This window comes from Oliverpabstia intestinalis (genome assembly GCF_009696065.1).
In the GTDB taxonomy this organism is placed as follows: Bacteria; Bacillota; Clostridia; order Lachnospirales; family Lachnospiraceae; genus Oliverpabstia; species Oliverpabstia intestinalis.
Genome location: NZ_VUMS01000042.1, coordinates 1 through 13,691 on the forward strand (window position 1 = coordinate 1; position 13,691 = coordinate 13,691).

The window sequence follows — 13,691 nt, forward strand, 5'->3', positions numbered from 1 at the left end:
ACTGGATTGCATCCAATTTAAATTGTTTGTCATAGTGCTTTGCCATAATGAGATCCTCCTTCAGTGCGGTAACTACATAGTACCATAAAATTTGTAATTAGGGATTCTCATTTTGACTTGTACTATTCATATTCTAGCACCAAATTGCCGTGTGTGAAAATTGGGAAAGATTATCTGACATCCTATGCACAAATCGAAAAATGGATTGATGAGAATAAGGGAACCGAGATTTACATCTAAATAATGGTATTGAAAAGCGGCTGAAGGATTGTTATAATTTTAGATACAGAAAATACGTTCGAATATTCAGCCACTTCAGGAGGTGCATTTTATGAATATTATTTCAAGTATTGTCAATAATATGACTATACGTGAACGGAAGGATGGGCGGCTAGAAGGAAGAATTTCTATTCAAGGAAAACGCATAGGATTCTATGGGAAAACTAAAACAGAAGTGAAAAATCAGGCTAAAGAGCACCTACAAAAGGTCGAAAATGGATACAAGGAACCAAAGAATGTCATATTCAACGAATATATGGAGTACTGGTTGACTACGTTTAAAAAAAATAAGATAGAATTTTCGTCGTATAATAGACTCTGTAGTGTATATGCGCATCAAATACATAATTCTATAGGGAATAAAAAAATTGGGCAGATAACGACAAAGGATATTCAGGACCTTATTGATTCCCATGCAAATCCATTGGATCCAGCTGTAAAACCACTTGCTTTATCAGGTCTTAAAAGAATATTAAATTTATTAAACCCATGTTTAAAAAAGGCGGTGGAAGAAGGGGTAATTCAAAAAAATCCGTGCGAACATGTTATTCTCCCGAAAGAAAGCTGTATTTTGAAGAAAACGAAACAACAGTTTTCTTTATCCGATAAAGAATTGGAGGAATTTAAAGTAGCAGCACTAAGTAAATATAAATCGACCAAGGATTATAGAAGCCGAGATGCTTTGGTATTGTTGCTTATGTTAAACTTAGGTTTGCGGGTAGGCGAGCTTTTGGCGCTGGAATGGACGGATGTGGATTTACAAAGTGAAGTTGTACATATCAGTAAAACTGTTCAAGAGGGAATAACTGATTATGAAGGCGGAAACGAGAAAAAGAAGAATTACCAAAAAACAAAATCTTCTACTAAAACTCCTAGTGGAGTAAGAGTTTTAGCACTCAATAGTATGGTTCTCTACTATATAGATGAACTACAAAAGTATGATGAGAGACATCAGATTACATCTAAATATGTAGCCTGTACTGGAGTTGGAACTATGAACTGTTCAAGAAATTTGCAGCGAAGCCTTGATAGAGTTATAAATCGGACGAATATACAAAAACATGTATCTCTACACACACTTAGACATACCTTTGGTTCGACGTTACTTAGAAATGGTGTAAACATTGAAGTTGTGAGCAAACTTATGGGATATTCAAATATTACTATAACTTACAACAAATACATCCACGTAATCCAGGAAGAAGAAGCCAAAGCTATGAATGGGGTAAATATTTGTTAATAATGTGGTCAAATTGTGGTCAAGATTAAAAAAATATCCTAAAAAGCAAGGAAACATAGGGGTTTCAGGGGACTGAACGTATGTTCGATTCCCCTCAGGTCCATACCTGTTTAACTGTGGGAAACCTTGAATTTATTGAGGTTTTCCACTTTTTTTCCGCTCTGAAACATCACAATTTTGTTGTCCCGAGCCTGTGAAAAAAAGTCTGTAAATAGCATATGGAAATATATGCGATAAGGGTCTTCTATGATAAAATCTAATTCATAGGAGGCCCTTTATTATGGCAAACAGAAAAAAAGAAGTTTACAAACCAAAACCGATGACTGAAGGAAAAAGAAACATCATTCAGGGGTTACTGAGGAGTATGATATCGAGACTGCAGATGACATTCAGGATGCTCTGAAAGATCTTCTTTTCAGTACTATTCAGGAAATGCTGGAAGCTGAAATGGATGATCATCTTGGTCCGGTAGATAAAGTGATTTCCTGGAAAGTGCAGGAAGTATCATTCCACTTTCTTACCGTCAATCAGCACATGTCTGATCACACCAGTCACATCAAATGGATTGCCGTCTACGATAACGATATCAGCATCTTTTCCCTCTTCAAGGGAGCCAACGCGGTCTGCGATACCGATATGTTCAGCAGGGTTGATTGTTACAGCACGAAGAGCTTCGAATTCATCCATTCCGGCTTTGATTGCAAATCCTGCGCAGAGAGGGAGATGATGGAGGGGAATTACCGGTGCATCTGTGATAATGGAAACATGACAGCCTGCTTTTGCAAGAATTCCGGGGGTCTCCCAGGTCTTATTCTGAAGCTCAAATTTTGTGGCATGACCAAAGGTAGGACCAACAGCAAGAGGAAACTTCTCTTTTGCAAGCTCGTTTGCGATCATATGTCCCTCTGTTACATGTTCCAGAGTCAGTCCGACACCAAACTCTTTAGCAATGCGGATCGCAGTAAAAATATCGTTTGCCTGATGTGCGTGAGCCTTTAACGGAATCTGGCGATTCAATACCGGAATCAGAGCCTCTGATTTCTGGTCGTAAGATGGAAGTTTGGAAATATCGTCACCGGCTGCTTCTTTCTTTGCCTTATAAAGCTTTGCTGTTTGTAATGCTTCACGAATTTTGGAAGCAGTTGTCATACGGCTGGAGATTCCCTGGTTCTGATAGCAACGCTTCGGATTTTCTCCGAAGGCACATTTCATGGCAATGGGAAATTTTACGATCATATTGTCAATACGAGTACCGACAGGCTTGATAGCTGCAAAGGTTCCGCCAATTGAATTGGAACTGCCAGGACCGGTTGCAAAACAGGTAACACCGGCTTTTGCAGCCATATTCATACAGGGATCAAATGGGTTGAGTCCATCGATAGCCTGCACTTGTGGAGTGACCGGGTCATTCAGTTCATTGTAGTCCTGTCCCTCGTAGCCGATTCCATAGCCATCAAGACCAGTGTGGCAGTGTGCGTCTATGAAGCCAGGGTACACGTGAAGCCCGGTTGCATCGATTACTTCAGCATTTTCAGAAGAGATATGCTTTCCGATCGTTACAATCTTTCCGTTATCGATCAGAATGTCAGCGACAAAGGTCTCCTTTGTTACTGCTGTGTGAAGTGTTCCATTCTTAATACAAATCATTGGAAATCCTCCTTTTTTAAAATTATAATATTATCATACAAGAATTGTGCGAATATTTCAAAAAGTTTTTTTAACATCTGGTAGTAGCAAACGCCAGAATCAATTAAGGTGTTTTTTCTATTCCAGAACCCAAATGCATGAATCGAATTATGTGAATTCTTTTCTCGTTTCTCCTTTATAAATAAAAAGAAAATGTGAATAGAAATTCACCTAAATAAGATGGGGTTTTTATATCCCACCTGTTGCTCTACACTATAACTATTAAGGGTTACAACAAATGATGATGAGGATTTTAGAGGGAGGTAATGAGGAAATGTTTCACTTAGTGATTGATTTGGAAATGTGTAAAGTCCCGAGAGATTATCGGAGTAAATCCTATAGATATGCGTATGAAACAATACAGATTAGTGCGGTTCTTCTTGATGATTCATTCAAAAGAATCGGTACACTTTGCCAATATGTCCACCCGGAGCACGGCGTGATCGATTATTTTATTGAGAATCTGACAGGTATAAAGAACAGCCAGGTGAAAAAAGCACCGAAGCTGGAAGAAGTGCTGATACATATGATAGATTGGCTTGGAGAACGTGATTATAAAATCTATGCCTGGAGTGAATCCGATAGGGACCAGTTGTTACATGAAATCAAAGCAAAAGAAATGACGGATGAAAGAATCCAGGAATTTATGAAAGCAGAAAAATGGGTTGATTATCAAGAAGTATTTACGAAGCGATTCGAGTTGTCACGACGGTTAAGTCTGGAAGAAGCACTGGGCCGAGCTGAGATCGATCCGGATGGCAGATTCCATGATGGTTTGGATGATGCTGTAAATACAGCATATCTGATCGAAAAACTGGAATTAGATCCAGAGTACCAGCTGGTAAGTTATGAAATGCCGGGTAAACCGTCAGAGCATCTATGCAGCACACTGGGTGAACTATTTGCTGGTCTGAACCTGAAATTTGCATAAAACCATATAAGAAAAATAGGAAATATGTGAAAAGATGCACAATATTTCTCCCATCTATGGTATACTTAAAGTATTATTGGCTGAAGGGAGAAGTGCATCATGCCGAAAGGAATAAATCAGAAATTTAAGCTGTACCGGCTGGCACAGATCATGCTGGAAAAAACAGATGAAGAACATTATATTACAATGCCGGAGATCATGGAAAACCTGGCAGAATACGATATCACAGCCGACAGGAAAAGTATCTATACGGATCTTCGTGACCTGATTTACTTACAATCGTCAATATGGGAAATGTATTATTGCAGGCATCCTGCTTTTTACTGTCATTGCAATTACAGGTGCTTTAAAAAAAGCGAAATAAACTCAGAATGGAAAGGAATACAATGCTGAAGTGACAAAACGATAAAAACAACTCCAAAGACACGAGCAACACCACTGATACTTCCCTTGGCCTTAGCATCGGCCTGAGTCTTGGTATCCTCTTCGAAATCGTGACAGACAATATCGGTCTTGGTATGATGATCGGCGTTGCTGTAGGCCTATGCGGCGGTTCGGCTGCCGTAATATTAAAAAGAAAGAAGAAAACAAGCGATGGAGAAAAGAACAACGACGAAAAATAGAAGTGGATTTTCAAAATATCTTGTGTCGATTCTGCTGTTTTTGCTGTTTGAAGCAGTAGCGATCACACTATGGCTCACAAAGAACAACCTGTTTTATCTGCTGAACTTCAGTTATATAGGTTGCTGCCTCTCATTGGGGACAGCACTCTTTACTGCCGGGAAACGCTATGCCCGGCATTTTGTGCAGTTGGCGGTTGGGTGTTATATGCTGCTTTACCTCGGCGTGTTTTCCCGGGAGAATATGCAGATTGAGGGGTTCTGGTATTATCTGTTTCTCGGTACTTTTGAAGCGGCGACTATCCATTATGCAGTGGCGAAGATCTTTGGTCCGTTGCTGTTCGGACGGGGCTGGTGCGGTTACGCCTGCTGGACAGCCATGGTGCTGGATTTTCTGCCATACAAGCAGCCGCAGAAGCCACGAAAGGAAAAGCTGGGGATTCTGCGTTATGTGATGTTTTTATTGTCGCTGGCATTGGTTTCAGCACTGTTTCTGATGCAGGTCACACATTTGGAGAAAATCATGTTTTGGATGTTCCTTGCCGGAAATGCGTTTTATTACCTTGCCGGAATTACGCTTGCCTTAATTTTCAAGGATAACCGTGCGTTCTGCAAATATCTGTGTCCTGTCACAGTATTTCTCAAGCCTATGAGCTATTTTTCCCTGCTGCGCGTTCACTGCGACGAGAGGAAATGCGTCCACTGCGGAAAATGCCTGCAGGTATGTCCTATGAACGTGGAGGTCAACAAAGAAACCCGCAAACGTAAAAATGGGACAGAATGCATTCTCTGCTACGAATGCACGAAGTCCTGCCCTAAAAAGGCGCTGCATTAAAATCTGATAAAAATCCACGATAACAACAGATTCAAAAAAACTTAAGAATATCCTCCACAGGATATTAAGACGTATCTGATAAACTCCTCTCGAATCATAAAAGAAAGAGAGAAAAACGATGAAGTTATTGTGTAGTTATCTGATCGACGATGGGGTATATAATATATACCTGCTTATCACTATATTGCTGCCGTGTCTCATATATCAGGGAGTTATGAAGATAAAAGCAAAGAGTAACATGAAAAAAATGCAGGCAAAGTATTATGTTGGTGTATATGCTTTTCTGGTGTACTTGTGGGCAGTCTTCAAAGTAACAGGAATTGGTCTGCTGGCGGATATTATAAGACCGGGGATCCGAGGTGGAGTTAACTTAAGACCTTTTGCTGACCTGGGCATAGGGTTCTGGTTAAATATTGTAATGTTTTTGCCCCTTGGAATTGTAACACCATGCATCTGGAAAAAATGTGAAAGTGTCAGGTATACGGTGAGGTTGGGATTTGCCGTATCCTTGTTGATCGAATGTTCTCAGATTTTCAACGGACGTGCAACAGATATTGATGACCTGATTGCAAATACTTCAGGTGCATGTCTTGGATATGTGATATGGTTTATAACCAGGAAAATTGCAGGAAAGAATTGTGGGGAGAAATGTAAAATGGCTGGTAACTATTCAGTTACAATGGCTGAAAGAAAATGGGAGCCGGCTATCTATGTGGCGCTGGCATTTCTTGGAACATTTTTCCTGTACAATCCATATGCAATATAAGGATACAAGGGGGCAAAAGATCATGCTTTTCGGTGCTTTAAGATTGCTAGAGCGTGTCTGAAAAATCATTTTCGCAATTTGCAAGCCCCACTTTGCGGTATATTTTACCTCCGTTCGGTTGCCGTGGTCCGCTACGCTGCCCTCATTCGGATAAACGATTATAAGTAAAAGAGGTCTATTGGAACCCGTACAAACAGGGAAAGCAACAAAAAGCATTTCTGGCGGCAAAAACCGGGACAGAAATGCTTTTTTTGCGTTGCATATCAATAATTGATCCGGTGAATCAATTTTGACTGGTACGGAAATATCGAAAAGAGCATGAAATCTATATTTCAGACACGCTCTGGGGCGTGTTAAAATCTTTACGGAAGCGGATGTCCTGCTGCCAGATACAGCTCATACCATTCCTTACGTGTCAGTGCAATATCACATGCTGCAATAATTTCTCTCAGACGGCTTTCGCTTGCAGTTCCTGTGATAAGCTGCATATTCGCCGGATGGCGTAAGATCCATGCTGCTGCAATTGTAGTATCACTGACATGATATTTCTCGGCCAGCTCACGAAGTTTCTGATTCAGTTCCGGGTACTCGTCACTTCCGAGAAAGCAGCCCTTCCATGCAGGCATCTGGAAGGGAGACCATGCCTGAAGGGTAATGTCGTGGAGACGGCAGTAGTCAAGCAGACTTCCGTCGTGGTCGATAGAACCCGGTGTTTCCATATTGACTTCCATGCCATTTGCAACCAGGTTGGAAACCGGAATGCTGAACTGTACCTGATTGGCAACCAGTGGCTGGCGGACATACTTCTGCAGGAGTGCGATCTGCATTGGTTTATGGTTGGAAACACCAAAATGGCGGACCTTTCCGCTGTCAAACAGGACATCAAATGCGGCAGCCACCTCTTCCGGTTCAACGAGTGCATCCGGACGGTGGAGCAGCAGAAGATCGAGGTAATCCGTCCGGAGACGCTTTAAAATACCATCGACAGCTTCCAGAATGTATTCCTTTGACAGATCATAGCAGCCCTGGCGGATGCCACATTTTGACTGGAGAAAAACATCCTCCCTTTTCAGGGACGGATCGTGGGAAAATGCATCACCGAACACAGTCTCGCTCATGCCGCCGCCATAGATATCCGCGTGGTCAAAGAAATATGCTCCCTGCTCCAGCGCGGAGTGGATAAAATGGTTCATCTCTTCTTTTGACTTTTCGGAAAGCCGCATACATCCGACTGCAATAGAAGGAACCTTCCGCAGCTGGTTGCCTAAAATCGTTTCATTCATAATAGAAATTTCTCCTTTGCAATGAATCTGTATTCGCGGAGTTTGCTGCAAAGCAAGCGTGGGAGAACTCCGAAAGTACAGAAAGAATAATTATCACCTTTACTATATCATTAAAACACAGAAGTATAAACCGAAATGTAAGAATAAAACGGTAATTTTTTTGGTAATAATAACAGAATCAGTTCACCTGTCGACCATGTTTTATGTTATAATGTTATAAATAAACGATAAATCTCAATTATCAAGAAGAATATATTATGCGATTTCGTTTGTGACAGCTTTATAAAAGCTGTATATTTGACTTATGATTAATTACACGTGCAAGAGGAGGAAATATGAGATGATTAATCAATTACATTTGGCCATGATTGAATTATATAAGGGTGACGCAAAGCGGATACAACATTTCTGTAAAGTACACAGCTATGCGAAGCTGATAGCAGAAACGGAGAATGTAGACAAGAATTGCCAGTTTATCATAGAAGCAGCAGCTTTGACACATGATATTGGGATTCATATCTGTGAAGAAAAATATGGAAGCTGCAATGGAAAATTACAAGAAAAAGAAGGTCCGGCAATTGCAGAAAAGCTGCTTGGAGAATTGGGCTTTGATCGCAATGTATCCGAACGGGTTCAGTATTTGATTGCCCATCATCATACGTATGGTAATATTAACGAAATGGATTACCAGATATTGGTAGAGGCTGATTTTCTGGTTAATATTATGGAGGAAGGGTCATCGAAAGAGGCAGCTATAAAAGCTTATCAGAATATTTTCAAAACGTCATGCGGGAAGAAGATTTGCAGGGAGATGTTTGGTATCTGACAGCACATTAAAGGAGATAGATTGAAAACGCTGTACCAGGGGTGTAGGAAAGCGGTTTATCAATGGGAGGATAAAGATAATGAAATTAGCAGCAGTCGGAAGTAATTGTATTGACTATTATAATAACCTGGATGGAGGTAAAGCATTTCCAGGAGGTGGCCCGGTGAACATGGCTGTATATACGGTTCGCCTTGGAGGTGAGGCCGCATATATTGGCCCGGTTGGCAATGACTCGTACGGTGAGATTATGATGGAGGCCATGAAAAAGAAAGGTGTGAATATTTCTCACTTAAGAGTGGAAGAGGGAAAGACCGCTGTCTCACAGGTTGAACTGGTGGATGGTGAAAGAATCCTTGGAGATTATGAGGAAGGAGTGCTGGAAACTTACGTACTCAGTGATGAAGATATGGATTTTATCCAAAATTTTGATGTGGTCATCTGTGACGTTTGGGGAAAGGTGGAAGGACAGTTCAAGGAACTGAAAGAGCGGGGAATTACTACTGCTTTTGACTGTGCCACTTATCTGGAGAGCAATGCAAGCGAGCAAGCCATTCCTTACACAGATTTTTTATTCTACTCAACAGATGAAAATGACAGTTCACAATTGAGAGAACAAATGAAGAAAATTCATGAAAAAGGGCCGAAATATGTGATCTGCATGATGGGAACTGCCGGAAGTATGTGTTATGACGGAAAAGATTTTCACAGATTTGGAATCATTCCATGTGAAGAAGTTGTTGACAGCATGGGAGCCGGAGACAGCTATATTGCAGGCTTTTTAAAGGGAATGATAGAGGGAAAAACCATTGAAGAGGCTATGAAACTGGGTGCAGCGAATGCCACAGAAACATTAAAATACTTTGGCGCCTGGTGATTTTCAAAGAAAAACAGAATAGAATATTATCCGTAACTGTGAAGGTACTGAACAATTACGATAATTATAAATTAAAAGATATGGACAAGGGGGATAAAAACATGAAGTATGCAGCAAAAGCATGGAAAGAAACAGAGGGCGCCAGTCTTCGCAACTTTAACGAACAGGCACAGGTTGACAGTGTCAATGGGGCATTGGCTTTAAGACCGCAGATCGAAACAATCATTGACCAGATCTGGGAAGAAGGATTTGATGGTATTTATTTTATTGGTATTGGAGGAACTTACGCATCCAGCATGCAGGTAGAAGTTTACATGAGAGGACGATCAAAACTTCCGATATACGTTGAAAATGCAGCAGAATTTCTCACAACCGGAAATAAAAGATTTACGGAAAAGTCTGTAGTTATCTATTCTTCTGTTTCAGGAAATACTAAGGAAATGGTTCAAGTGGTTGACCGGGTTCACGAGATCGGCGCGAGAGTATTTGCATTTATTGATACACCGAATAGTATTCTTACACAACCGGACAAACAGGATTATCTGATCCTCTATCCTATGAATGAACAGTTAAAATTCTATATGACAGCAAACTATCTGATGTATAAAAATGGGGAGTTTGACGAATACGATCGCTATAATAAAGAAATGGAAACCTACCTTGCAGATGCATTGGTTCAGGTTGAAAAGGATTCGGATGAATGGGCTTATGAATATGCAAAGAATAAGGTGGCATTTCTGAAGGAGCATAAAGACCTTCCACATTACTTTATAGGTTCCGGCAACCAGTATGGCGCAACTTATTCTTATGCAATGTGCTATTGGGAAGAACAGATGTGGATCCGCACCAAATCCATCAGCTGCCAGGAATTTTTCCATGGAATGCAGGAGATTATTGTGGATGATACACCGGTTACCTTATTTATGGGAGAAGATGAGCAGAGACCCCTTGCAGAACGCGTAGCAAGATTCCTGCCTCGCGTAAATGGAAATTATACGATCATTGATACAAAAGAATTCGAATTAAAGGGAATCAGCCCGGAATACAGAGGAACCATCTCTCATCTTGTGATGCACGGCGTAAACAATCGTGTGGATGCATACATGGAACTGTTTTTAAGACATCCGCTTTCTATTCGGAGATATTATCGACAGTTTGAATATTAAGAATGATAGTAACTATTCAGCAGCCATTATCCCGCGAGGTGTTTTGGCATATTTATGCCAAAATCCCGAGACATACAAGCAAAAATGCCATCACCGAAGGTGATTTTAAATGCATTTTTGCTCGTAACTGTGAAGGTACTGAACAGTTACGAATGATAATTATTAAGAACGTAAGCAAGGAGTTGATTAGAATATCAGCAGACCACTTATCTACCGTATAATAAGGAAAATGGAAAATGAACGAAATATTGGCAAAGCAGTTAGCAATTGATTTTTGCACGGATGTAAATTCAATCCTGAGCAAAGAGAATGTCTTCACGGAATATAAGCAACTAGAGGGTCGCAGAATCTTCAAAGAAGGAGAATGTTATTTTAAGGCTGCGTCTGTGAATGGTAAAATTGTTGCATCCGGGCGAAAAGATATTATTCAATGGGCAAGGGAAAAGTTCAAGACGGAAAATGGTGCATGGTTTATGGATATGGGATGTCTTCATAACTTGGAAGACGGACTCCTGAAATTTCATTGCCGAATCGGGCAGGCGCATCCCTTTTATATTGCTACGGAAAAATCGGATGTTGACACAAAGGATTACGATATAAAAATATTCATCGGAGATGAACTGGAGCAGTTTCGAGGGGATAAACGCTTTGGAGAAGCCTTTATTTTTGACGGATTACCAAAAGATGAAATAGGCATTGGTGCGTATAAGGACGGAAGGCTTTTGGGAATGGCTGGGGCAACCAGCGACAGTGATAGGATGTGGCAGATCGGAATTAATGTCATGCCTGAGGCAGAAGGACTTGGAATAGGCACGATGCTTGTTGCTGCCATTAAAAACGAGATTTTAGACAAAAATAGATTGCCTTTTTATGGTACAGCAATGTCTCACATCGCGTCACAAAAAGTTGCCCTGGGAGCAGGATTTGTTCCTGCATGGTCAGAATTATATTGCGAAGCAATCAAGCATTAGATTCAAGGAGCATCATTGCAAATGCAATATCATTAAAAACATACTTGGTCTTGCTATGGGTTATATGTTTCTATAGATGTAGATATCGAAAAATCCAGAATAAGATTCGAATTTGTAATTTCGGAGCTTATTCTGGATTTGTTACTGTATAGTTATGAGAATATATTTTTATTACAGCTTCTTATCAATGGATAAAGAAAGCGTCGGTTTCCTCATTTTCCACAACAGGAGTCATCGGGTTGAACTCCGTTTCCGAAAGTTTCTTTACCAGCTTGTGATCAAAGTTGTGACGGACTTCGCAGGTCTTGTCGAAAATCATGGTTGCCTCGTCACCCGGGGTAGATGCCGGCCACTTCGGGAGAGATGGAGTTTCCGGACTGCCATATCGGGCAAAATTGATCCAGGCAGTGGTCATGCGTTCCTGGAGACGGTCGGTTTCACCTGGGACGTTGCAGACAGCCACTCGGTCGATGTTGTGGAATACGAATGGAATCTCAGCACAGTGCCATGCGGCTTTTCCCCCGTCAATCGGGAACTCATAAGTAAACTGGTAGGAATAGGTAGGTGCTTCAGAAAACTCTGATTTCTGGCGAATGAATTCGATGGTTGCCGGACGAAAGAAAGTGTCCACTGACCACAGGTCGGCAATTGATTTGTCCGGATATGCCTTCTCAAACAGAGAGATCAACTCCGGTGTTGCATCGGCATATTTTCTCGTCAGAAATGTGATCAGTTCCTCACGGTTCATATCATGCTTTCCGGGCACAACGGGACCAAAATCGAACTCACCGATATTAGATCCCACAATCACCGGAATCGTTTTGGCATGATCAGTAAATCCACATTTGATTGGATTCCCGAGGAACCAGTCGTTTTCCAGGGGGCCCTGTCCGATATAGCATCCCTTTGCAGCTACCTTCTTTTCCACTTTATTATAGGCGTTTGCCAGTTCATAATAAGGAATCGTCTCCAGCTTTTCTATTTCAGATGCATCCAGCTTCAACTCTTCTAAAAGGGCTTTCACGATCTCGGTGCCGTCCCCGTCCTCTTTCTGATAAATACTTGCCTCATAAACGCCGCTTTCAATGATACCCTTCTGAAACAGACCATCTGCTGCAGGAGTATTCATAAGGGTTGCCACCTTCATGCCACCACCGGACTGACCGAAAATCGTGACATTTTCCGGGTCTCCGCCAAAGTTGGCAATATTGTCATGGATCCACTGCAATGCAGCCACCATGTCAGCGTTTCCGGCATTGGCAGAATTCTTATATTTTTCACTGAATGGAGAGAGATCCAGATAGCCGAGAATATTAAGACGATGATTCACGGAAACCACAACCACATCACCGAACTCACTTAAGTGATCGCCCTCATAGGCTACCTGTTCAATGGATGACCCGGCACTGAAACCGCCTCCGTGAAGCCACACCATTACAGGCTTTTTCGCATCCGGATCAAGACTTTGGGTCCAGATGTTCAGATTTTGACAATGTTCGTTCTGGGGCCAGTAACGGTGGGGCACCAGAACCTCCATGTTAGGCTCATCCTGCTTTAACAACGGACATACATAGCCATAAGCCAATGCGTCTTTGATTCCTGTCCACGGTTTTATCGGTTGAGGCATCTGGAAACGGTCAGCCTCAGCGTAATGGATTCCGTGGAATGTATATGTGGTGTTTATGCGGAAACCGCGGATCTTTCCAGGCTTTGTTTCCACTATTGGATCTGTTTTACTGCATACAAAATAATTTCCCATCTTGGAAGTAACCTCCTTCTGTTACGAGTAGTATTGCATTGGTGTTATTACGTGTTGTTTCATTTGTCACACACTTTCTTTTAATAGAATATTTTACCAGAAATAGTTCTACAATTCCATGCATTATTTAAAGTTATTACTAAATTTCTTCCTGAATATAATGATATGTCAGGCCGGCACATCGTTTCGTAAATAACAGTATCCTGCGTGTATGGTATAGTTATTTATGAAACGCTGTACTAGTGTAATGACACGTTGATATTTAAACTAATCTTTGTATCCTAATTACAACTTAGGATACAAAGATGTGAGCTTTATACGCGCATCCTTTGTTTTAAATTGCCAGTTTACGCCATCTTCATTACTGTTGCGTTCGTTTTCCCAAACGGATAGTTCTCTTTGAAGATGTTCAATGGAACTGATTCGTCTTGAAAGACATTGCCGTGTCATTACAT

At 41.2% G+C, this 13,691-nt stretch carries 13 protein-coding genes and 1 pseudogene; 10 read left to right on the plus strand and 4 right to left on the minus strand.

The features are described 5' to 3' along the window. The first annotated feature begins 331 nt into the window (after positions 1-331). Together FYJ57_RS13880 and FYJ57_RS16410 are read left to right on the plus strand one after the other, a co-directional pair. On the plus strand, positions 332-1,519 hold the full coding sequence (locus FYJ57_RS13880) for a tyrosine-type recombinase/integrase (RefSeq protein ID WP_154433112.1): 1,188 nt from the start codon (positions 332-334) through the stop codon (positions 1,517-1,519). Between the two features lie 280 nt (positions 1,520-1,799). After that, positions 1,800-1,984 (plus strand): annotated as a pseudogene (locus FYJ57_RS16410) (IS256 family transposase); the annotation flags it as partial. Between the two features lie 39 nt (positions 1,985-2,023). Here the strand turns inward: FYJ57_RS16410 and FYJ57_RS13890 are convergent. After that, positions 2,024-3,166, minus strand: coding sequence for an amidohydrolase (locus FYJ57_RS13890; RefSeq protein ID WP_154433113.1), 1,143 nt, complete (start codon positions 3,164-3,166; stop codon positions 2,024-2,026). 313 nt (positions 3,167-3,479) lie between these two features. Between FYJ57_RS13890 and FYJ57_RS13895 the strand changes: the two genes are divergently transcribed. The 4 genes from FYJ57_RS13895 (at position 3,480) to FYJ57_RS13910 (ending at position 6,357) form a co-directional block, all read left to right on the plus strand. Continuing rightward, the gene (locus tag FYJ57_RS13895) at positions 3,480-4,136 is read left to right on the plus strand and encodes a 3'-5' exonuclease (RefSeq protein WP_154433114.1); all 657 of its coding nucleotides are present in this window, start codon (positions 3,480-3,482) and stop codon (positions 4,134-4,136) included. 99 nt (positions 4,137-4,235) lie between these two features. After that, complete coding sequence (locus FYJ57_RS16640) at positions 4,236-4,529, plus strand: hypothetical protein (RefSeq protein WP_331466676.1); 294 nt, start codon at positions 4,236-4,238, stop codon at positions 4,527-4,529. A gap of 201 nt (positions 4,530-4,730) precedes the next feature. Further along, positions 4,731-5,591, plus strand: coding sequence for a 4Fe-4S binding protein (locus tag FYJ57_RS13905; protein WP_154433115.1), 861 nt, complete (start codon positions 4,731-4,733; stop codon positions 5,589-5,591). Positions 5,592-5,805: 214 nt separating this feature from the next. Next, complete coding sequence (locus FYJ57_RS13910) at positions 5,806-6,357, plus strand: VanZ family protein (RefSeq protein WP_235904594.1); 552 nt, start codon at positions 5,806-5,808, stop codon at positions 6,355-6,357. Here the strand turns inward: FYJ57_RS13910 and FYJ57_RS16615 are convergent. Together FYJ57_RS16615 and FYJ57_RS13915 are read right to left on the minus strand one after the other, a co-directional pair. Then, positions 6,262-6,573, minus strand: a complete 312-nt coding sequence (locus FYJ57_RS16615) for a DUF6783 domain-containing protein (RefSeq protein WP_408636489.1) — start codon at positions 6,571-6,573, stop codon at positions 6,262-6,264. The two genes, FYJ57_RS13910 and FYJ57_RS16615, sit on opposite strands and share 96 nt — an antisense overlap. Positions 6,574-6,719: 146 nt before the next feature. Further along, positions 6,720-7,640 (minus strand): aldo/keto reductase, encoded by a 921-nt coding sequence (locus FYJ57_RS13915; RefSeq protein ID WP_154433117.1) that lies wholly within the window; start codon positions 7,638-7,640, stop codon positions 6,720-6,722. A 340-nt stretch (positions 7,641-7,980) separates the two neighbouring features. Here FYJ57_RS13915 and FYJ57_RS13920 point away from each other — a divergent pair, with 340 nt between their 5' ends. The 4 genes from FYJ57_RS13920 (at position 7,981) to FYJ57_RS13935 (ending at position 11,477) form a co-directional block, all read left to right on the plus strand. Beyond that, positions 7,981-8,466, plus strand: a complete 486-nt coding sequence (locus FYJ57_RS13920) for an HD domain-containing protein (RefSeq protein ID WP_022171633.1) — start codon at positions 7,981-7,983, stop codon at positions 8,464-8,466. Positions 8,467-8,545: 79 nt separating this feature from the next. After that, a complete protein-coding gene (gene frlD, locus FYJ57_RS13925; RefSeq protein WP_154433118.1) occupies positions 8,546-9,340 on the plus strand; it encodes a fructoselysine 6-kinase in 795 nt (264 codons plus the stop codon). A gap of 101 nt (positions 9,341-9,441) precedes the next feature. Next, positions 9,442-10,506, plus strand: coding sequence for an SIS domain-containing protein (locus FYJ57_RS13930; protein WP_154433119.1), 1,065 nt, complete (start codon positions 9,442-9,444; stop codon positions 10,504-10,506). Between the two features lie 236 nt (positions 10,507-10,742). Then, complete coding sequence (locus tag FYJ57_RS13935; protein WP_154433120.1) at positions 10,743-11,477, plus strand: GNAT family N-acetyltransferase; 735 nt, start codon at positions 10,743-10,745, stop codon at positions 11,475-11,477. Between the two features lie 184 nt (positions 11,478-11,661). Here the strand turns inward: FYJ57_RS13935 and FYJ57_RS13940 are convergent, their stop codons facing one another. After that, positions 11,662-13,236: a carboxylesterase/lipase family protein gene (locus tag FYJ57_RS13940; RefSeq protein ID WP_154433121.1), complete on the minus strand. Its 1,575-nt coding sequence runs from the start codon at positions 13,234-13,236 to the stop codon at positions 11,662-11,664. Positions 13,237-13,691: the final 455 nt, after the last annotated feature.